Annotated in this window: 18 protein-coding genes; 4 read left to right on the top strand and 14 right to left on the bottom strand. The window is 57.7% G+C overall.

The features are described from left to right. The first annotated feature begins 23 nt into the window (after window positions 1-23). The 3 genes from BM352_RS13640 to cysE all read left to right on the top strand — a co-directional run bounded on the left by BM352_RS13640 (window position 24) and on the right by cysE (window position 4147). Window positions 24-2528, top strand: a complete 2505-nt coding sequence (locus BM352_RS13640) for a phage tail protein (RefSeq protein WP_090217812.1) — start codon at window positions 24-26, stop codon at window positions 2526-2528. Beyond that, on the top strand, window positions 2521-3231 hold the full coding sequence (locus BM352_RS13635; protein ID WP_090217810.1) for a DUF2793 domain-containing protein: 711 nt from the start codon (window positions 2521-2523) through the stop codon (window positions 3229-3231). Before BM352_RS13640 ends, BM352_RS13635 begins: the two co-directional genes overlap by 8 nt. A gap of 106 nt (window positions 3232-3337) precedes the next feature. Continuing rightward, window positions 3338-4147, top strand: a complete 810-nt coding sequence (cysE, locus tag BM352_RS13630) for a serine O-acetyltransferase (RefSeq protein WP_090217807.1) — start codon at window positions 3338-3340, stop codon at window positions 4145-4147. A 69-nt stretch (window positions 4148-4216) separates the two neighbouring features. On the opposite strand, the gene BM352_RS13625 is transcribed toward cysE, so the two are convergent. From BM352_RS13625 to BM352_RS13560, 14 genes are all read right to left on the bottom strand, one after another. Next, window positions 4217-5515, bottom strand: a complete 1299-nt coding sequence (locus BM352_RS13625) for a pyruvate dehydrogenase complex dihydrolipoamide acetyltransferase (protein ID WP_090217804.1) — start codon at window positions 5513-5515, stop codon at window positions 4217-4219. 12 nt (window positions 5516-5527) lie between these two features. Next, the gene (locus BM352_RS13620) at window positions 5528-6901 is read right to left on the bottom strand and encodes a pyruvate dehydrogenase complex E1 component subunit beta (RefSeq protein WP_090217801.1); all 1374 of its coding nucleotides are present in this window, start codon (window positions 6899-6901) and stop codon (window positions 5528-5530) included. A gap of 3 nt (window positions 6902-6904) precedes the next feature. Beyond that, window positions 6905-7906 (bottom strand): pyruvate dehydrogenase (acetyl-transferring) E1 component subunit alpha, encoded by a 1002-nt coding sequence (pdhA, locus tag BM352_RS13615; protein WP_090217797.1) that lies wholly within the window; start codon window positions 7904-7906, stop codon window positions 6905-6907. 159 nt (window positions 7907-8065) lie between these two features. Further along, entirely contained in the window at window positions 8066-8368 is a 303-nt protein-coding gene (locus tag BM352_RS13610) for an FtsB family cell division protein (protein ID WP_090217796.1), read from the bottom strand. Between the two features lie 115 nt (window positions 8369-8483). Continuing rightward, the gene (locus tag BM352_RS13605) at window positions 8484-9377 is read right to left on the bottom strand and encodes a fructose bisphosphate aldolase (protein ID WP_090217794.1); all 894 of its coding nucleotides are present in this window, start codon (window positions 9375-9377) and stop codon (window positions 8484-8486) included. Between the two features lie 92 nt (window positions 9378-9469). After that, window positions 9470-10240, bottom strand: a complete 771-nt coding sequence (locus BM352_RS13600; RefSeq protein WP_090217792.1) for an SDR family NAD(P)-dependent oxidoreductase — start codon at window positions 10238-10240, stop codon at window positions 9470-9472. 3 nt (window positions 10241-10243) lie between these two features. Next, complete coding sequence (locus tag BM352_RS13595; RefSeq protein ID WP_090217789.1) at window positions 10244-11422, bottom strand: phosphoglycerate kinase; 1179 nt, start codon at window positions 11420-11422, stop codon at window positions 10244-10246. A 94-nt stretch (window positions 11423-11516) separates the two neighbouring features. Continuing rightward, entirely contained in the window at window positions 11517-12521 is a 1005-nt protein-coding gene (gene gap, locus BM352_RS13590) for a type I glyceraldehyde-3-phosphate dehydrogenase (protein ID WP_090217787.1), read from the bottom strand. A 492-nt stretch (window positions 12522-13013) separates the two neighbouring features. Next, window positions 13014-13157, bottom strand: a complete 144-nt coding sequence (locus BM352_RS18980; RefSeq protein WP_175500691.1) for a hypothetical protein — start codon at window positions 13155-13157, stop codon at window positions 13014-13016. 24 nt (window positions 13158-13181) lie between these two features. Continuing rightward, window positions 13182-14180 (bottom strand): type I glyceraldehyde-3-phosphate dehydrogenase, encoded by a 999-nt coding sequence (gene gap / locus BM352_RS13580; RefSeq protein WP_090217783.1) that lies wholly within the window; start codon window positions 14178-14180, stop codon window positions 13182-13184. Window positions 14181-14376: 196 nt separating this feature from the next. Further along, window positions 14377-14850, bottom strand: coding sequence for a peptide-methionine (R)-S-oxide reductase MsrB (gene msrB / locus BM352_RS13575; RefSeq protein ID WP_090217780.1), 474 nt, complete (start codon window positions 14848-14850; stop codon window positions 14377-14379). Window positions 14851-14921: 71 nt separating this feature from the next. Further along, window positions 14922-15470: a fasciclin domain-containing protein gene (locus BM352_RS13570; protein ID WP_090217778.1), complete on the bottom strand. Its 549-nt coding sequence runs from the start codon at window positions 15468-15470 to the stop codon at window positions 14922-14924. A gap of 126 nt (window positions 15471-15596) precedes the next feature. Next, a complete protein-coding gene (locus BM352_RS13565; protein WP_090217775.1) occupies window positions 15597-15980 on the bottom strand; it encodes a cell division protein ZapA in 384 nt (127 codons plus the stop codon). 3 nt (window positions 15981-15983) lie between these two features. After that, window positions 15984-16433: a hypothetical protein gene (locus tag BM352_RS13560; protein WP_090217774.1), complete on the bottom strand. Its 450-nt coding sequence runs from the start codon at window positions 16431-16433 to the stop codon at window positions 15984-15986. A gap of 213 nt (window positions 16434-16646) precedes the next feature. Between BM352_RS13560 and tkt the strand changes: the two genes are divergently transcribed. Further along, window positions 16647-18662 carry a transketolase gene (tkt, locus tag BM352_RS13555; protein WP_090220267.1) on the top strand — a complete coding sequence of 672 codons (2016 nt, stop codon included), beginning with the start codon at window positions 16647-16649 and terminating at the stop codon, window positions 18660-18662. Window positions 18663-18697: the final 35 nt, after the last annotated feature.

The raw sequence follows: 18697 nt of genomic DNA, 5'->3' as shown, positions 1-18697 counted from the left end.
TAGAGACGCAGAAGGAAAACTGGATGAACACCGCAGAAAGCGTGCCGGTCGAGCTGGAGAATACGCCCTCGACCTTGGAGCAGCCCGAATTGAGATCAGGCGCCGCCTTGATAGCATCCGCGCCGCGAGCGGTGCAGGACGCCTTTCTTGACGGGTTGAGCGAGCAGGAAATGTCGGCTCTGCCGTTCCTGTTCGACTTTTGGGCCCATCCGCATCAGCTGCCACCGCAAGTCGATTGGCGATCTTGGGTGATTATGGGCGGGCGCGGCGCGGGTAAGACACGTGCCGGCGCCGAATGGGTGCGGATGATGGTCGAAGGCAACATGCCCGGTGACGCGGGCCGTGCGCGGCGCGTGGCGTTGGTGGGCGAGACGTTTGACCAAGTAAGGGACGTGATGATTTTTGGCGACAGCGGGATACTGGCATGCTCGCCCCCTGATCGGCGCCCTGAATGGCAAGCGACACGGCGTCGCCTTGTGTGGCCGAACGGAGCTGTCGCGGAGGCGCATAGCGCGTCCTCGCCTGAGCATATGCGCGGCCCGCAGTTTGACGCGGCTTGGGTGGATGAGATTGGCTGCGCCGCAATCAACAAAGCTCCGAACGAGCCGAACAAGTTTCTAGATCCGAAATCTAGCGAAAGCGCGATCCCGCATTTCTCAAGCGGCAAGCGGGATGACTATGTTCAAATGCAGTACTTGCGCGCCTATTACGGCTTTTTTGGTGAATCCGAGAACAATCCCGAGAGCTCTCTTTACGACGGCCCGATGGTGGACATGTCGCGGGCTTTCGTTTGGGCGTGGGATGCGCGACCTTGGCCGAATTTTCCAAGCGATCTTTCGATTTGGAGTGACGGGCAAAATCACGTGACGGGGCATTGGCTGACCGGTCGGACCTCTGTGATGCCGTTGGCGCATGTCGTTGGTGAAATCTGTGAAAGTGTCAGCTTCATAGATTATGACGCGACCAACCTTCATGGCATCGTGCGCGGTTTTAGCGTCGCCGATTTCGATACACCCCGCGCGGCATTGCAGCCGTTGATGATCGCGCTGGGTTTCGATGCGATCGAACGCGGCGGCAAGATTGTGTTTCAAACCCGAAAGGATGCGAGCGAACATGGCGTGAGCGATGCGGAGTTGGTGGTCAATTCCGGGGACGCCACGCTTGAGAAGGTTCGCGCGCCAATGGCAGAGGTCGTGGGAGAAGTGCGTCTTGGCTATGTCGAGGCCGAAGGTGAGTTTGTCGCGCGTATTGCAGACGCTCGGTTCCCCCATGATGGCACATCTGACGTAACCCAGAACGAATTACCGCTGGCGCTAACCGAAGCGGAGGCGACCACAATTGCCGAGCGTTGGTTGTCGGAAGCCCGGGTTTCACGGGATGCGGTCAGCTTTTCTTTGCCACCCTCTCGCAGCGATCTGAGGGCAGGCGACCTGGCAGAGCTCACGGATGCGCGGGGTGACACGACATTGTACCGTGTTGACCGGATAGAGGATCGCGGTGCGCGCCGGATTGAGGCAGTGCGGGTGGAGCGCCACATTTACACACCAAGCGAAGCAGTCGAGACAGTCGGCGAGGTGCGCCCCTTTGCGGTGCCTGTTCCGGTGGTGGCTCAGTTCATGGACCTGCCGCTTCTTAAAGGGGACGAGGTTGCGCATGCCCCATATGTGGCAGCGTTCGCACGACCTTGGCCGGGCGGCGTTGCTGTCTATGGCTCGTCAGAGGATAGCGGCTACGACCTAAACTCGGTGATCGAGCAGCCCTCGAGGATTGGGGTGTTGGAGACTCCCCTTTTGGCGGCGAAAGCAGGTATCTGGCAACGGGGAGAACCACTGAGGGTCAAGATTTCGGGAGCTCCATTGAGCTCCGTTACCCGAGAGGCAGTTCTGAACGGGACCAATGTTGCGGCGATCGGTGACGGCTCGTCAGATAATTGGGAGATCATCCAGTTCGCTCAAGCAAACCTTGTTGGCACAGACATGTTCGACCTGTCGGATCTGTTGCGGGGGCAGGCGGGGAGCGACGGTCTGATACCAGAGCTTTGGCCCGCAGGTAGCCGGATTGTGATGCTTGATGGCGGGCCAGCCCAAATTACAGCGCAACTATCCAATCGTGGGTTGGCGCGGCATTACCGGATTGGCCCCTCGCTTCGGCCGTACGATGACCCGTCCTACAGATATTATGTCGAGGCATTTCAGGGGATTGGATTGCGACCGTACGCGCCGACGCGGCTCAAGGCCCACAACACTGGCAGCGATCTGGCCCTAAGCTGGATCCGCCGCACGCGGATCGACGGAGATAGTTGGGCTTCGGTGGAAGTTCCATTGGGTGAAGAAGTCGAGCGCTATCTCGTACGGATAAGCCAAGGCGGAAGCGTCAAGCGAGAGATCGAAACGGCCACCCCATCTTGGATCTATTCAAGCGCAGCGCAAGCCGCCGACGGGCTGACAGGCCCCTATGACATCGAAGTAGCGCAAGTGTCGTTGCGCTTTGGACCGGGATTATTCTCAAGGATCGAAATCAATGGCTGAAACAACAACTCTGAAGCTTCCTTTGCTTGCGGCATCACAGGCTCAGAAGCATGTAACCGTGAACGAGGCGCTGGCAAGGATTGACGCGGCACTGCAACTTAGCGTGCTCAGCCGGTCCTTGGCAACGCCGCCCGCCTTGGCCGAGGAAGGGGATTGTTATCTCGTTCCGGCGGGCGGGGTGAATGCTTGGGACAATGAAGACGGTAATCTTGCGTTCTTCCTGAACGGCGGATGGGAGTTCCTGACGCCGCTGGTCGGGTGGCGCCTTTACGTGGCTGATGAAGCGGTCAGGGTTAGTTTCGACGGCATTGAATGGCAGGATAACGTGCTGTCATCATCGCCCTTTGGTGCCTCGATGCGGGCCGAAACTGTCGAATTCGACTTTGATATTGGTGCCGGAGCTAACGCCCTTACGGGTTTTGTTATTCCAAACGGCTCTGTCGTGCTTGCGATTACTGGGTTGGTCGTCGCGCCGATAACAGGAACTTTGAACGATTGGTCGTTAGGAGTGGATGTCTCCGATACGCGCTACGGAAGCGGCCTTGGCATAGGCGCGGGGTCTTGGCTGCGCGGGATAACAGGGCAGCCACAGGCCTATTTTAGCAACACGCAGCTTAAACTTACGGCGAATGGCGGGGATTTTGCTGGGGGCACAGTTCGGCTTGCGGTGCATCTGCTTCGGTTTGATTTGCCGCGCGCCTAACCAGCCGTGATGGGCGAGATCACGCTTTTGCGCGTGACACGGGATTGGAATTGCCAGATTTTGCCTATGTAGTGTAAGGAAGCAGTGACACCTGAAAGGATAACTGATGGCACATTCCAACCCGAAGCTGGCCGAGGTTGACCCGGTCTGGGCCCAGATCACGGATGAAGCACGCACTGCCATCACGGCGGAGCCGCTTTTAGGGGGGCTTGTCCACGGCTCTGTTTTACATCACAAAAAGCTGGAAGCAGCCCTTGCGTATCGCTTTTCGCAGAAACTCGCATCCCCTGAAATGTCAGAGCAAATCCTGCGTGAGATCGCGGATGAAGCCTATGCCGTAGAGCCCTGGCTGGGCGAGGCCGCACGGGCCGATATCGTTGCAGTTTACGATCGTGACCCTGCTTGCGACCGGTTCATTCAGCCTGTTTTATTCTTCAAGGGGTTCCAAGCCATTCAGGCCTACCGCATTGGTCACTGGCTTTGGCATCAAGGGCGCAAAGACATGGCCTATTTTGTCCAGATGCGAACATCCGAGGCATTTGGCGTAGACATTCACCCTGCCGCCAAGATTGGCAAAGGCATTATGATTGACCATGCCCACTCCATTGTGATTGGCGAGACGGCTGTGGTGGGTGACAACGTATCAATGTTGCACTCGGTCACGCTGGGCGGGACCGGTAAAGAGCATGATGACAGACATCCCAAGATCGAGAACGGGGTGTTGATTGGAGCGGGTGCCAAGGTGCTTGGCAATATCATAGTCGGCCACTGCTCGCGGATTGCTGCTGGTTCGGTTGTGCTGGAGGCAGTGCCGCCTATGAAAACCGTAGCTGGCGTTCCTGCCAAGATCGTGGGCGAGGCGGGCTGTGCACAGCCGTCGATTTCTATGGATCAGATACTCGGCCGAAAGAGCTAATCTTAAAGACTTAAAGCAAAAAAGGCCGGATCCCTCGATCCGGCCTTTTTCGTTCATATGAGTACTTGATTATGCGAGCATGCCCATCGGGTTCTCAAGGTTATCCTTGATCGCGTTGAGCAAATTGGCCCCGAGCGCGCCGTCAATCACACGGTGATCGACGCTGAGCGTGGTGGACATCACAGTTGCGACTTTCAGCTCTCCGTCATCGCCAACAACAGGCTTCTTCGCACCAGCTCCAACTGCCAAGATCGCGGCATGCGGCGGGTTAATGATGGCGTCGAAATTGTCGATACCGAACATGCCCAGGTTGGAGATTGCGAAGCTGCCGCCTTGGTATTCGTGCGGCGCAAGTTTGCGGTCGCGGGCGCGGGCTGCAAGGTCTTTCATCTCGGTCGACAAAGCCGATAGGGACTTCATCTCGGCGTCTTTGAGCACAGGCGTAAATAGGCCGCCCTCGATTGCCACAGCGACGGCAACGTCCGATGGCTTCAGGCTAAGCGTCCGATCACCGGCCCAGACAGCGTTCGCATCCGGCACCTGTTGCAACGCCAGAGCGCACGCTTTGATGATGAAGTCGTTAACGGACAGTTTGATGCCGCGAGGCTCCAGCGTTTTGTTCAGCGTAGAGCGGAACTTGAGCAAGGAATCCAGTTGGATGTCGCGACGCAGGTAGAAATGCGGCACCGACTGCTTCGCTTCTGTAAGGCGCGCTGCAATAGTTTTGCGCATCCCGTCGAGTGGCTGTTCCTCGTATTCGCGGCCCTCGTACATCTTGCGTACTTGATCAGTTGTCGGACCTGAGGCCATTGCGGCGCCAGCGGGCGCTGCTGACGGCGCAGCGGTGGCCGGAGCTGCTTTGGGGGCTGCGTTCGCGTTCTCGACGTCGGCTTTGACGATGCGGCCTTTCGGACCCGAGCCCTTTACGCCAGCAAGATCAATCCCTTTGTCGGCGGCGATACGGCGTGCCAGAGGGGAGGCAAAAACGCGGTCGCCGTCGGCGCGGGCAGGGGCAGCGGGCGCAGAGGATGCTGCCGGTGCGGCTGCTTGTGCAGCTTTGGGCGCCGCTGCAGGGGCTTCGGCAGGTGCCGCAGAGGAGGACGAGCCGATATCGTCGGCGCTCTCGCCATCTTCCAACAACACAGCGATTGGCGTATTCACTTTGACGCCATCTGTGCCTTCGGCAATCAGGATTTTGCCAACGACGCCTTCGTCGACGGCCTCAAATTCCATGGTCGCCTTGTCGGTTTCGATCTCGGCCATGATGTCGCCGGAGTTAACCGTGTCGCCTTCTTTAACCAGCCATTTGGCCAGTGTGCCTTCTTCCATGGTCGGGGAAAGCGCGGGCATGAGAATTTCGATGGGCATGATCTGCGCTCCTTAACGGTAGGTGACAGCTTTGACGGCGTCGATGACCTCTTTGGTCGTCGTCAGCGCCAGCTTTTCGAGGTTTGCAGCGTAAGGCATCGGGACATCCTTGCCGGTGCAATTGATCACAGGCGCGTCGAGGTAGTCGAACGCCTCTTGCATCAGGACCGAGCTGATATAGCTGCCGATGGAACACACGGGGAAGCCTTCCTCGACTGTCACGCAGCGGTTGGTTTTCTTGACGCTTTCGATGATCGCACCGGTGTCCATCGGACGCAGCGTGCGCAGGTCCAGAACTTCTGCGCTGATGCCGTCTTCTGCAAGCTTATCAGCAGCTTCCAGCGCATACCTCATCCCGATGCCGAAGCTGACAATGGTAACATCTGTGCCTTCGCGCCAGATTTTGGCTTTGCCGAAGGGAACGGTATAGTCGTCCATCACCGGCACGTCGAAGCTCTGACCGTAAAGGATCTCGTTTTCGAGGAAGATCACCGGGTTCGGATCGCGGATCGCCGATTTCAGCAGACCTTTGGCGTCGGCTGCGGAGTAGGGCATGACAACTTTCAAGCCTGGAATTTGGCTATACCAAGCAGCGTAGTCTTGCGAGTGTTGTGCGCCGACGCGTGCTGCTGCACCGTTGGGGCCACGGAACACAATTGGGCATCCCATTTGGCCGCCGGACATATATAGCGTCTTCGCAGCGGAGTTGATGATGTGGTCAATGGCCTGCATGGCGAAGTTGAAGGTCATGAACTCCACGATCGGGTTCAAACCACCAAAGGCGGCTCCCGTCGCGATGCCGGCAAAGCCGTGCTCGGTGATCGGCGTATCGATGACCCGCTTGGCGCCGAATTCGTCCAGCAGACCTTGGGAGATTTTGTAAGCGCCTTGATACTCGGCGACTTCTTCACCCATCAAGAACACGTCTTCGCTGCGGCGCATTTCCTCGGCCATGGCGTCGCGTAACGCCTCGCGGACCGTGGTGGGCTTCATTTCAGTGCCTTCAGGAATTTCTGTTTCAGCCGGGACGACCACGGCAACAGGTGCGCCAGGATTGGCGGCAACTGGTTCGTCGATCGGGGCCTTGTCGCCAGCATCGCTTGACCCGCCGCCGGACGAGGCTTGAAGATCGTCGGCGCTTTCGCCTTCTTCCACCAGAATGGCGATAGGCGTGTTCACTTTGACGCCCTCGGTGCCTTCGGCGACTAGGATTTTGCCGACAACTCCTTCGTCGACGGCTTCAAATTCCATCGTGGCTTTGTCAGTTTCGATTTCGGCCATGATGTCGCCGGAGGAGACCGTGTCGCCCTCCTTGACCAGCCATTTTGCAAGTGTGCCTTCTTCCATGGTGGGGGAGAGGGCGGGCATTAGAATTTCGGTCGCCATGTCTTAAGCCTCCGCTTCCATGTAAATGTCGGTGTAAAGCTCGTCCAAGCTTGGCTCCGGGCTCTCTTTAGAGAACTCAGCGGCCTCGTTGACGATGGCTTTGATTTCTTTGTCGATCGCTTTCAAATCATCGTCGGACGCATGCTTGCCGGTCAGCAGCATGTCGCGCACTTGCTCGATGCAATCACGTTCGTCGCGCATTTTCTGAACTTCTTCACGGGTCCGGTATTTTGCCGGATCAGACATGGAGTGACCACGGTAGCGGTATGTTTTGACTTCCAGAATGTAGGGGCCTTTACCTGCGCGGCAGTGCGCGACGGCTTTTTCGGACGCTTCTTTGACCGCAAGTACGTCCATCCCATCGACCGCTTCGCCTTTGATGCCGAAAGCCGCGCCGCGTGTGTAAATGTCGGGGGAAGACGTGGAGCGGGCCATCGCCGTGCCCATGGCATATTGGTTATTCTCGATCACGAAAATCACTGGCAAGTCCCACAGTGCTGCCATGTTGAAGGCTTCGTAGACCTGACCTTGGTTCGCCGCGCCGTCGCCGAAATAAGTAAAGGTTACGTTGTCGTTCCCTTTGTATTTGTCAGAGAAGGCCAAGCCCGCGCCGAGCGGAACCTGTGCTGCTACAATCCCGTGGCCGCCGTAGAAATGCTTCTCCTTGGAGAACATGTGCATCGAGCCGCCCTTACCTTTGGAGTAGCCGCCTTCGCGGCCGGTCAGCTCTGCCATGACGCCTTTCGGGTCCATCCCACAGGCCAGCATATGGCCGTGGTCGCGGTAGGAGGTAATGCGCTTGTCGCCCTCTTTGGTCGCTGCTTCCAATCCAACCACAACAGCCTCTTGGCCGATATAGAGGTGGCAGAACCCGCCGATGAGGCCCATGCCGTAAAGCTGGCCTGCTTTTTCTTCGAAACGGCGGATCAAAAGCATGTCACGGTAGTAGCTAAGAAGCTCTTCCTTCGAGACATTCGCTTTCTTGGTGGTTTTCTTGGCAGCCATGCTGGCAGTCCTCCCAGAGTGTAAGCGCAAAAGGGTATAGTTTAACGTTAAACTATCTTTTACCAGAGCTTTTTGGAAAGATCACCCCTCTTTAATTGCCGCAAGGTAAATTTCCCTGAGGCACGAGCATGGGCCGAAAAATATTTTTGTTATAAGTGCTTAGCGCAGAAGAATCTCGTCGGAACGCATCAGCCCAAGCGTGGAGCGGGCCTGCATGTCCAAAAGATCCAAATCCAGATAGGTGTCAGAGAGTCGGCGCGTTTTGTTGCGCATGTCGGCAACCTCGGCTTCCAAAGTGTCCAATTCGGTGCGCAAGGTTTCTATCTCGGCTTCGACTTGCACGCGACGAAAAATGCCGTAGTCGCCCTGAACCGCGGCGAACACGAAATACGCCCCCATCAGGAAGAGAAGTGAGAAAATCAGCAATGGTGTAATACCGAAAGCGGTGCGCGGGTTGGTCATGTTAAGCCTCAGGCGCGTCTCTTACTGGACGCTGCCCTTCATGACTCGCACATGCGATTCGGTTTGTGAATCCCCAAATTGCAAAAAACGCAATTTTTATTGGGGTTTTCGGCAATTATCCCGCGACAGATGCGTCATAGATGCTGTCGATCGTGCCTGCGATCATCTCGTTGAACTCTGCATCGCTTTGCTGGGCCGAAAGCCCTTCCGTCAAAGCGCGCGAGAAACTGGCAATGACACCGGCGTTTTGCGACAGGCGGTTGTTGGCTTCCTCGCGTGAGTAGCCACCAGACAATGCCACAACGCGCATCACGCGGGGGTGGCTAACGAGTGGCGCATAAAGGTTCGCGACTTCTGGCAAGGTCAGCTTCAGCATGACGTCTTTGCCTTCGGGCAGAGCATCCAGCTGTTTGGTCAACTCAGCCAACAGGATCGCCTCTGCTTTGGCCTTATCGGTGATAGAGATCGTGACCTCCGGCTCGATAATTGGAACAAGGCCGTAGCCCAAAACTTGGCGACCCACGTCGAATTGCTGTGCTGCAATGGCGGCGATACCGGTTTCCGACGCGGCAGAGATGACAGAGCGCATCTTGGTGCCAAACATACCTTTGTCGCGGCCACGCTTCAGAAGTGCGTCCAATCCGCCAATATGTTTCATCAACTGCACGCCGTCTGCTTCGGCTTCGAGCCCTTTGTCGATCTTGAGGAACGGGACCACGCCGCTGTCTTCCCAGATAAACTGACCTGAAGGCACGCCGTCCATTTCGCGGTCCATGGTTTTCTCGAACAGGATCGCTCCAATGACCTTCTTTCCATTAAATGCAGGGGCCTTCACGATCCGCGTGCGCATCTGATGGATTTGGTCGAACATCTCTTCGTCATTGGCGTAAGCGTCTTCCTCGACGCCATAAAGCCGCAAGGCCTTTGGGGTCGACCCGCCGCTTTGGTCCAAGGCGGCGATAAAGCCATTGCCGTTACGGATTTGTTCGAGCTGTTCGGAATTCGACATGTGGTCCTCGCCTTGGATGCGCTAAGTTGAGCAATCTCTAGGGGAGGCTCGATTACGTTGCAATCATGCTTGCGCTAACATGGCGCAACCAATCAAGATCGCACGTAAAACTGGGCCACTACCCACGTTAAAACGCGTCCTGGTAGAAAACGCGGTAGGATCGAGAATACTTTATTGGACAACCCCGGGACGACCACCCGCTTGCCGCGCACCATACCGGCCCAGCCTGCGTCTGCCACGGACTCCGCGCTCATCATTAGCCCCAGCTTAAGCAATCGAACGTCTTTCATGTCAGCGTCACGGAAAAACTCGGTCTTTGTCGGGCCAGGGCAAAGGGCCGTTATGGTGACACCGCTGCCCGCCAATTCTTGCGCAACAGCCTCAGACAGCGACAAAACATAGGACTTGCTGGCGTGATAGACGGCCATTTGCGGGCCGGGCATGAACGCGGCAGTCGAGGACACATTCAGGATTTTGCCCGCGCCGTTGGCGACCATGTGCTGAACAGCGGCTTTCATCAACTGCGTCGGCGCGATCATGTTGACCTGCGACGATGCCTCTTCACGTGCCGTGTCGGTCGTGGAGAAGGGGCCGTTGATCGCAAGCCCAGCGTTGTTCACCAGAACCTCGATCTGGCCTATCTGGCGTGCTTCGGCCCAAAGGCTTTTCGCGCCATGGGGATCGTTCAGGTCCGCCACGATGACATGCACTTCGCGGCCTGCTTGTAGCAGCTCGCCGGCCAATGCGTTCAGCTTGTCTTTGGAGCGCGCACTCAGGATCAAGTCGCACCCGTCCTGAGCTGCGCGGCGGGCGATGGCTTTGCCGATCCCCTCAGATGCTCCGGTGATCAGCACATAGCCCATCGGTTATCCCTCTAATGCCGCTACGCCGGGAAGGGTTTTGCCTTCCATCCATTCGAGAAACGCCCCACCTGCGGTCGAGATGTAGGTGAAATCCGCTGCCGCATCCGCGCCGTTGAGCGCAGCCACGGTATCGCCACCGCCAGCAACCGAGATCAGTTTGCCAGCGCGGGTCAGGTCCGCCGCCTTGCGGGCCGCGGCGTTGGTTGCCGCGTTGAAAGGCTGGATTTCGAACGCACCCAAAGGGCCATTCCAGATCAGCGTGTTGCTGTCGCTAAAGACCTGCTCCAACGCCGCCACGGTGTCGGGGCCTGCATCAAGGATCATCGCATCGGCGGGGCATTGGTCAACGGGCAGGATTTGGTGATCCGCGCCAGCTTTGAATTCGCGGGCGACGACGATGTCAGTCGGCAGGTGAATTTTGCACTCGGCGGCGTCGGCCTTGGCGAGGATGTCGCGCGCGGTGTCGGCCAGATCATGTTCGCAAAGGGATTTTCCGACATCGATCCCTTGCGCGGCAAGAAAGGTGTTCGCCATGCCGCCACCGATCACCAGATGGTTCACCTTGCTGACGAGATTGCCCAACAAGTCCAGCTTGGTCGATACCTTCGCACCGCCAACAACAGCGCAGACGGGGCGCTTGGGCGTGGCCAAAGCACCTTCCAGAGCGCTCAGTTCGGCCTGCATCAGGCGGCCAGCACAGGCTGGCAGCAGCTTTGCAAGCGCTTCGGTCGAGGCGTGGGCGCGGTGTGCCGCTGAAAACGCGTCATTTACATAGACGTCGCCCAGACCGGCAAGGCGCTGCGCGAAGCTCGCGTCATTGGCCTCTTCGCCCGGATTGAAGCGCAGGTTTTCCAGCAACGCGATTTCGCCGGGCTTCATTGCCGCGACGCGCTCGCCGTAATTGCCGTCGATAAAGATGACAGGTTGGCCCAGAATGTCGGACAGGGTAGGGGCGACGTGGCTCAGCGACATCTCGGGGACGACCTTGCCCTTCGGGCGGCCGTAATGGGCCATCAGGATCGGCTTGCCGCCAGCGGCCAGAACATCCTGCACTGTTGGCACGATACGGTCGATCCGGGTCGTGTCGGTGACACGTCCATCCTCCATCGGCACGTTGATATCCACGCGGATCAGCACGCGTTTGCCGTTCAGATCCATATCGTCGAGAGTTTTCCAAGCCATCAGTGCCGTCTCCATAAATGCCTACGGCCCGCTTCTATAAGGAGCGGGCCGCGTGATCTAGTCATGTGATAGGTAAGGGGAAACAAATCCGACCTTAGATCAGCTTGCCCATTGCAACAGCCGTGTCAGCCATACGGTTGGAGAAGCCCCATTCGTTGTCATACCAAGTCAGGATGCGGACCATGGTGCCATCCATAACTTTGGTTTGATCTGCCGCGAAAATGGAAGAGCGTGGATCATGGTTGAAGTCGGAGCTGACCAGCTTCTTGTCAGTGTAGCCGAGAATGCCCTTCAAAGGGCCGTTGGCAGCGGCGGCTGACATTAACTCGTTGATCTCTTCGACAGTGGTGGCACGAGCTGCCTCAAATGTCAGATCGACGACGGACACGTTCGGTGTCGGGACGCGGATCGCCACACCGTCCAGCTTGCCGTCAAGTTCGGGCAGAACCAGACCAACAGCTTTGGCCGCTCCGGTAGAGGTCGGGATCATCGACAAAGCCGCCGCGCGGGCGCGGTACAGGTCTTTGTGCATTGTGTCCAACGTCGGCTGGTCGCCTGTATAGCTGTGAATAGTGGTCATGAAGCCTTTGACGATGCCGATATTGTCTTGCAGCACATGGGCAACGGGCGACAGGCAGTTGGTGGTGCAGGACGCGTTGGAGACAACGATATCGTTCGACGTCAGAGTGTCGTGGTTCACACCGTAAACGATGGTTTTATCTGCATCCTTGCCGGGGGCAGAGATCAGAACACGCGAAGAGCCGTTTTCCAGATGTGCTTGGCAGGCTTCTTTAGAAGTAAAGATACCGGTGCATTCCAAGACGATATCCACGTCGGCCCATGGCAGGTCCGCAGGATTGCGAAGAGCGGTCACAGTGATCGGGCCACGGCCGACGTCAATCGTGTCGCCGCGTACGGTGACTTCCTGAGGGAAGCGACCATGAACGCTATCATATTGCAGCAGGTGGGCGTTGGTCTCGACCGGCCCCAAATCATTGATTGCGACAACTTCGATATCGGTGCGGCCGCTTTCAACAATAGCGCGCAAGACGTTACGCCCGATCCGGCCAAAACCGTTGATGGCTACTTTAACTGACATGGGGGAAACCCTCCTGATGGGAGATTGGAGAAACTGTTACCGCTAACAATTACATTTTGGGGCAAAGGTCAAGCTTTGGGTCGTTCACATGAAGCAGGAGGGGAGAAGGATTTTCGAGGGGGAATTGGCGGTCGGGCCTTGCGGGGCTTGCGCTTATTGTCATCAAATTACCAACGTGTTTGTTTAACAGTAAGGCGGTCTTCGACATATCGTAACATACATCTAGGATTCCTCAGAATGCTCAAGAAGCCAAAAACGAGAGAATCTCTAGAAGTTATGCTGGCCTCCTGCTCAGACCCCCTTTTTCCCGAGGGGATGGGAGAAGCACGCGTGACTTTGAATAGTCGCGATGTTTCTGGCCTGTCCGAGTTTGGACGGTCACCGCGTGACCTTGCGGAAGAGCTGGGAGGGAAGGCGCGCCGACTTTTCAAGACAGCGAAGGGGGCCTAGTTTCTCGATCACCAAAGCCGTCTCCGGCAGCCCGGCCACCACTTACCGCCAGAACGCCATATACTCGGTCAGGACCATGAGTTTCTTGCCCAGGAAGATGTGCAAATCCCAGCCGAAAACGAAAAGATCAGCGGCAAGAATGCCGCCGATCAGAAGCGCCAGAATTATGGCAATCTTGTTGGTCATGTAAGGCGCGGGCCCTCTGAGGTGTCAGAGGCGTCCCATTGCAGAGGCCACGTCGGCCATGCGGCAGGAAAAGCCCCATTCGTTGTCATACCAAGCCAATACCCGAACCGTGCGACCGCCGACAACCTTTGTCTGGTCTGGCGCGAAGATGGAGGAGTAATTGGTGTGGTTAAAGTCGATGGAAACTTTCTGCTCTGGGTCGTAGCTCAGCACGGCGCCCATGTGGCCAGCAGCGGCTTCGCGCACCACTTCGTTCACGTCTTCGACGGTCACGTCCTTGGACGCCTCGAACGTGAGGTCGACGGCGGAGACATTGGGCGTAGGGACGCGCATCGCGGTGCCGTCCAGCTTGCCTGCCAGCTCTGGAAGAACTTCACCCAAGGCTTTGGCGGCACCGGTAGAAGTCGGGATCATCGCCATGGCCGCTGCGCGGGCGCGATACAGGTCAGAGTGGCGACGGTCCAGCGTTGGCTGGTCGCCTGTGTAGCTGTGGATCGTCGTCATGATGCCGCGCTCGATGCCGATGGTGTCGTTCAGGACTTTTGCCAAGGGGGCGAGGCAGTTGGTGGTGCAAGACCCGTTGGAGATCACTTTGTGCTCCGGCAAAAGGTCACGGTGGTTCACGCCGTAGACAATGGTGCGATCCACGTTACTGGCAGGGGCCGAGATCAACACGCGCTTGGCGCCGCGCGACAGGTGCACTTCGGATTGCTCTTTGGAGTTGAACTTGCCGGTGCATTCCAGAACCACGTCTACGCCGCTCCAGTCCAGTTCTTCGGGGTTGTAGGTCGAGAAAACCTTCATTGGACCGCGGCCGATATCCATCGTGTCACCGTCGACGCGAACCTCTTGGCCAAAGCGACCGTGGACACTGTCGTATTTCAGCAGGTGGGCGTTGGTCTCGATAGGACCGGTGGCGTTGATGGCGACGACTTGAACATCGTTGCGCGCGCTTTCAGCGATATGGGCCAATGTGCAACGGCCGATACGGCCAAACCCGTTGATAGCTACGGTGGTGGTCATGGTCACTGGTCCCTTTACGCTCCGTTCAATCTAGTCACGGGGTATAAGGTGCGAGACCCAGTCTGGATAGGCAGATTTTGCTGAAAAATGAGGCTGTTAGCGTTAACAGGTAAACAATTCGCATGCGCAGAATGCCGCAGTTTCCGTGTTAGCGTTAACGAATTGGAACGCTTTGCAAGAGGCGTCCGAGACCGACTCACCCCGTGCGGAAGATCAGGCTCGAGCCGTTGAGGCAGTGACGTTTGCCGGTGGGCGCGGGGCCGTCATCGAAAATGTGGCCCAAATGACTGCCACACCGACGGCAATGAACCTCGGTGCGCGACGTGAATAGGTTGTTGTCAGGTTTGGTGGCCACTGCGTTCTTCAGCGATGCCGTGAAGCTGGGCCAGCCGGTGCCAGAATCGAACTTGGTTTGCGAGGAATAAAGCGGCAAATTGCAGCCACGACAGATATAGGTTCCAGCGCGTTTTTCGTCGTTGAGGGGGCTGAAATAGGGCTTCTCGGTCTTTTCCTTTCGCATGACCAGATACTGGGTGTCGCTCAGCATGGCCCGCCATTCCGCCTCGGTCCGAGTGATCTCGAAATTTCCTCCTGCCGCATGACCTGTACGGGAAACGCAGATGGCAGCAGTCGCGCTGAGCAAAAAAAGTCGGCGGGTCTGGGATGGCATGGTTTAGAACTCCTCGGATGGCTGAATGTGGGGGAGGGTGGCCCGACCGGGCCACCCGTAGATCGTTGCAATTATTTCGGCACGAGTACCGAGTTTACCACGTGGATAACGCCGTTCGACTGGTTCACGTCAGGGATGACCACGCCAGCGCCGTTGCCGCTTTCGTCAACGATATAGAGTTTGCCGCCCTTCACTGTGGCCGACAGCGTGTCGCCGGACACTGTCAGGAACTGGTAAAACCCGCTGTCGGAGGCTTTCGCCTTGGCGACCAGATCGGCGCCCGACATCTTGCCGGCCACGACATGGGCTGTCAGCACTTTGGTGAGAGTGGCTTTGTTTTCGGGCTGCAGCAGGGTTTCGACGGTGCCAGCTGGCAGGGCGTCGAAGGCAGAATTGACTGGCGCGAACACGGTGAACGGCCCAGGGCTGGCTAGGGTGTCAACCAAGCCTGCGGCCTTGACGGCGGCGACCAGCGTTGTGTGATCGGCGGAGTTCACTGCGTTCTCGACGATATTCTTGCTCTCGAACATCGGAGCGCCGCCCACATCTGGGTTCGCAGCGAAGGCTGTTGCTGTCAGGGCAAGGGTGGCTGTGGTGGCTGCGATGAAGTGCTTGATCATTAGTGTTGTCCTTTGCAAAGAGCCAGACGAACTGTCCGGTCATGCAAGAACACACGAGCACTGCGTTATAAGAGTTTCATGCCACCTGCGGAAAAGCGGTCACGTATCCGTGACCGCCCGCATCGGTCAGGCGCGTTTGGCTTCCAGCGACTCTGCCAGAGCTTCGGATCGCGCAGCCAGCTCTGCCAACGTATCGGTGACAGAAGCAGGCACTACGGGCACTTCTACTGTCTGCACAGGGGTTGATTTCACGCTTTCCAACTCGCGGCGCATCTTGTCCAGACGGTCTTCGGCGGCGCTGAGATCCTCTTCAAGACCGGCGGTCTTGTCGGCCAGCATCAGACCCGCCATCAACAGCATCCGCGTCTCGGGCATCCGTCCGATCTGTTCGGCCAGCACGCTGGCTTCGTTATCTAGAAGTTTGGCGGCGGTCTGCAAGAAATGCTCTTCGCCAGTCTGGCAGGCGACTTGGAATGTCCGGCCGCCGATCTCAATGTTAATCTCCGGCATAGCTTATCCTTCCTTAACCAGTGGGGCGATGTCGCTCAGAATTTCTTCCATCTCCGCCAGATCGGCGGCGCGGGCGGCGTGCAGGGCGGCGTTCTCGGTTTCAAGCGCAGTGTTGATCGCGGTATCGGCCCCTTGGTGTTCGGCATTGGCGGTGCGCAACTGCTTGTTGGTTTCGCGCAGCGCTCCCATAACAGCCTGAAGGCGCTTGTTCTCGGCATCAAGGAATTCCAGCCTGTCCGTCAGGCGGGCCACACGGGTTTCAAGCCGTTCCATACGAGCTAGGCTTTGTTGGCCCGCTTCCACCAGCCGCGCATTGGTGTCGCGCTCGATTTCCAGCTCTTCAACCAGATCGGCATCAGGTGCTGCGGGTGCGCTGGCGATCTGGTCGGCGCTATACGCAATTCGGTCCAACGCAGTGATAATGCGCTGCTCTAGCTCGGTGACATCAGTCATATGGGTCCCTCGTCTCGTAGGAGCGTCAGAAGGCGGTTTTTACCGCTACGAATCAACTCCGTGCCTCACAGGCTTGATTTTAACCACAGATTGCGGTGAATGCCTCCTCTTTCGGTGGATCAAGCGGCGAAGGGGTGGCTTCCAAGTCTTGAACTTCGCGTGAACGCTGGTATCACCGCCTTCGACATATACCGCCAAATAAGGATCAGGCCTTTGGATATTGCTGCTTTGCGCAAAGCCCACCCCGAACACTGGATGCGCGCTGCCGCCATCCGTACTCTGACGCTGGACGCTGTTGCTGCGGCAAATTCCGGCCACTCTGGTATGCCGATGGGCATGGCCGACGTTGCGACGGTTCTTTACGAAAAGCACCTGAAATTCGACGCCTCCGCCCCTGATTGGCCTGACCGGGACCGCTTCATCCTGTCGGCGGGCCACGGCTCCATGTTGATCTATTCGCTGCTGCACCTCACCGGCTATTCCGACATGACGCTGGAACAGGTCAAAAACTTCCGCCAGCTGGGCGCGATCACCGCAGGCCACCCTGAATACGGCCACGCCAAAGGCATTGAAACAACCACTGGCCCACTTGGGCAAGGTATCGCCAACGCTGTGGGTTTTGCCTTGGCAGAAGAAAACCAGCGCGCTCGTTTCGGCAAGAAGCTGGTTGACCACTACACCTACTGCATCGCGGGCGACGGGTGCCTGATGGAGGGCGTCAGCCAAGAGGCGATCGGCATTGCTGGCCGTCACGAACTCGGTCACTTGATCGTGCTCTGGGACAACAACAACATCACCATCGACGGCACGGTAGAGCTGTCCGACCGCACCGACCAAGTCCAGCGTTTCAAGGCGTCTGGCTGGCATGTGCAGGAGATCGACGGTCACGACCCAGAGCAAATCGATGCGGCCATCGAGAAAGCCAAGAAGACCAAAAAGCCGTCTATGATCGCGTGTAAAACCCATATCGCGCTTGGCTCTTCGGCCCAGGACACGTCCAAAGGCCACGGTGCCCTGACCTCCGCAGACCTGATCCGCGACACCAAAGAGGCTTACGGCTGGTCTTACGGTCCGTTTGAAATCCCTGACGACGTCAAATCGCAATGGGAAGCCATCGGCAAGCGCGGCGCGTCAGAGCGTCAGGCTTGGGAAGCCCGTTTGCTTGAGGTGTCCGGCTCCAAGCAAAAGGAATTCGCCCGTTGCTACGCAGGGGATGTGCCCAAAAAGCTGTCCGCGACGATCAAAGCGCTGAAAAAACAGATCAGTGAAAGCCAGCCCAAGGTTGCCACGCGTAAAGCATCCGAAATGGCGTTGGAGGTTATCAACCCGATCATGGGCGAAACCTTTGGCGGCTCGGCTGACCTGACAGGTTCCAACAACACGCTCACATCGGATATGGGCGTGTTTGGCCCCGACAACCGCAAGGGCCGCTACATGTATTACGGCATCCGTGAGCATGGCATGGCTGCGGCGATGAACGGCATGGCTTTGCATGGCGGAACAAAGGCTTACGGCGGAACATTCATGTGTTTCACTGACTATGCGCGCGGGGCAATCCGCTTGTCCGCGCTGATGGGCGTCCCGGTTACATACGTAATGACTCATGACAGCATCGGTCTTGGTGAAGACGGCCCGACCCACCAACCGGTCGAGCATCTTGCCATGTTGCGCGCGACACCAAACCTGAACGTGATCCGCCCGGCGGATGCCGTTGAGACGGCGGAAGCTTGGGAGCTTGCATTGGCGTCAAAATCAACGCCAACGGTCATGGCGCTGTCACGTCAGAACCTGCCAACCGTGCGCACAGATCACACGCTGAAGAACCAGACCTCCATGGGGGCCTATGTTCTGGCGGAGGCCGAAAGCAAGCGACAGGCGATCCTTATGGCAACCGGCTCTGAAGTGGAAATCGCTTTGGCTGCCCGCGATTTGCTTGAGGCAGAGGGCATCGGCACTCGCGTCGTTTCCATGCCATGCTGGGAATTGTTCGATCAGCAAGACGAAAGCTACCGCCGCAAAATTCTGCCAGCAGGGCCGGTGCGGGTTGCCGTTGAGGCCGCTGTTGGCTTTGGCTGGGATCGCTGGCTCTTTGGCGAGCGCGGCAAGCGCGACAAGGGTGGCTTTGTCGGGATGGAGGGCTTCGGCGCCTCTGCACCAGCTGAAACCCTTTACGAGCATTTCGGAATCACAGCGCAGGCCGTGGCCGATAAGGTAAAGAGCCTTCTCTAAGGGGCTAACCTAAAACAAAAAAAGCCCGGCAGAAG

The sequence above is a fragment of the Litoreibacter janthinus genome (assembly GCF_900111945.1).
GTDB lineage: Bacteria > Pseudomonadota > Alphaproteobacteria > Rhodobacterales > Rhodobacteraceae > Litoreibacter > Litoreibacter janthinus.
The sequence above is the reverse complement of the archived record's forward strand: the minus strand, read 5'-3'. Positions and strand labels throughout refer to the sequence as shown.